Annotated in this window: 3 pseudogenes; 1 reads left to right on the forward strand and 2 read right to left on the reverse strand. The window is 45.4% G+C overall.

Going from position 1 to position 1,970, the window contains the following annotated elements:
* Positions 1 to 280: 280 nt before the first annotated feature.
* A pseudogene (locus tag Q4519_RS21490) lies at positions 281 to 1,218 on the reverse strand (IS110 family transposase).
* Between the two features lie 85 nt (positions 1,219 to 1,303).
* Positions 1,304 to 1,779: pseudogene (locus tag Q4519_RS21495) on the reverse strand (IS3 family transposase); the annotation flags it as partial.
* On the opposite strand from Q4519_RS21495, the pseudogene Q4519_RS21500 reads away from it, so the two are divergent.
* A pseudogene (locus Q4519_RS21500) lies at positions 1,747 to 1,970 on the forward strand (transposase); the annotation flags it as partial. The pseudogenes Q4519_RS21495 and Q4519_RS21500 overlap by 33 nt on opposite strands.

Raw genomic sequence — 1,970 nt, forward strand, 5'->3', positions numbered from 1 at the left:
TTAATAAGCAAAATTAACTTTGAATTCTTGCTAAAAGCTTGCCAACTACGAAACACTTGAACAATATATGTGCACTTGATTACACATTTATCTGCACCTTTAGTTGCTGTTTATTTTCTGTTCAAAGTGGAATCCCGCCCTGCCTAGGCACCTACCTTACCTCGAAGGTCACTGTCCCGTTCAGGTTTTGAGTAAGACAAACAGTTTAACTCATTAACACCATTACCCCTGTTGTGCTTGCTCTTTACGTATCAAAACTCATACCTTAATAAACCGACACCTAGTTCGCGGCCTTGCACGCCTTACTCATGTCGTACGCTTCCCCACGACTCATCACCACAAAGACCATTCGAGCCATTTTATTGGCTAAGGCAACCGTCACTTTACAAATGTGATGGCGTTGTTTGAGTTGTTGTAGCCATAGGCTCAGTGCGTCGTCTTTTTTATCACACCAATTCACTACCGCTCTAGAGCAATGGATCAGTAACTGCCTTAATGTTTGATTACCGCGTTTCGTTATTTTACCGAGCCGATTGGTCGTGCCGTTGCTATATTGCGAGAGCGTTAGCCCTAGCCATGCGGCTAGTTGCCGTCCATTTTTAAAATCATTGATGTCATTAATACTGGCCAATAATGTCGATGCCACGATTGGGCCTACACCTGGGATAGTCAGTAGCAAAGGATACTGTGGCATAGATTGAGCAAGGGTTGATATTTCAAGTGTCACTTGCTCGGTCTGTGTGTCTAAATGCAGCTGGAATTCATAAAGACGGCGAATAAACCCCTTAGCGACAGTGGTTAGGCCGCTTTCATCGTCTTCTAAAATCAAGGGGATGACGACCATCAATTTGTGTCGGGTTTTCGCGATAATCAGGCCATATTCAGCAAGGAAACCTCGCAGTTGATTACCGTTTGCAGTGCGGTTGTCAATCAAACGATCACGAATGCGAAGCAAAGATTGAATGTCTTGTTGCTCGACGGTTTTGGGTCGCAACAGACTCACTTTTGGCCGACCGGCCGCCTCACCAATGGCTCTGCCCAGAAATTAGCGCTGTAACAGGCTTCCATCACGACCAATGTAGGCTCGCATTGCCTGAGTGTATGGAGTAGCTCAGAACACTTGAGTTTGCGGTTAAAAGCAATCGTATTATCAGGATTAAAGGCAGCGACTTGAAAGACAGTTTTTGCCAAATCAATACTAATGAGTTTATATTTCATAGTGGTCACCTCGAGTCAGATTATGTTCACCTAAATCATGGCACATTGCTATGCCGAGGGGACCATCTCAGCACCTTTAGTTGAGCTATACTGGCGACAGATCATCATTAGCTGAGTGCAGTCGCTCTACGTTGTAATTCTTCATGTAAGCGGCCACATCTTGCTTCATAAATTCCCTTGTTGGCTGCTGATTAACTTTGAATAGCCAATCGTGTTTTAAACTGCCAAAAAGCGCTCTACAACGGCATTATCCCAACACGCACCCACATCCCCCATACTAGATCTTATTCAGTAGCTCGCTAGCAATTTAGGGAATTGCTTGCTGGTATATTGTGAGCCGCGATCGCTGTGAAACACCACCCCATGCGGTGGCTGTCGCAGATTGTAAGCTTTCATTAATGCCCTACTTATCAAATCCGTCGTCATGCGTTTGTCGATGTGCCAGCCTACGATGCGACGCGAATATAAATCCATCACAATGGCTAAGGGCATCGGGGCGGCCATCCGCCAGCCTTCACCTGTTTTTAAGTAAGTCACATCGCCGTGCTGGCTGGCCAGCATCATTTAAGCCTAAGTAAAATCAGGCAACTTCTGTTAGACCAATATGGTACGACATTTTCAATTGGAGCACTTTCAGAAGTGCAAGGGCGTGTTAGCTCAATGCTAACACCTGTACATCAAGCATTGAAAGCGCACATCCAAAAAGCGCCGCTCATTCATGCCGATGAAACCACACATGCGCGTAATGATGA

It is taken from the genome of Motilimonas sp. 1_MG-2023, assembly GCF_030547455.1.
Lineage (GTDB): Bacteria > Pseudomonadota > Gammaproteobacteria > Enterobacterales > CBDFNC01 > Motilimonas.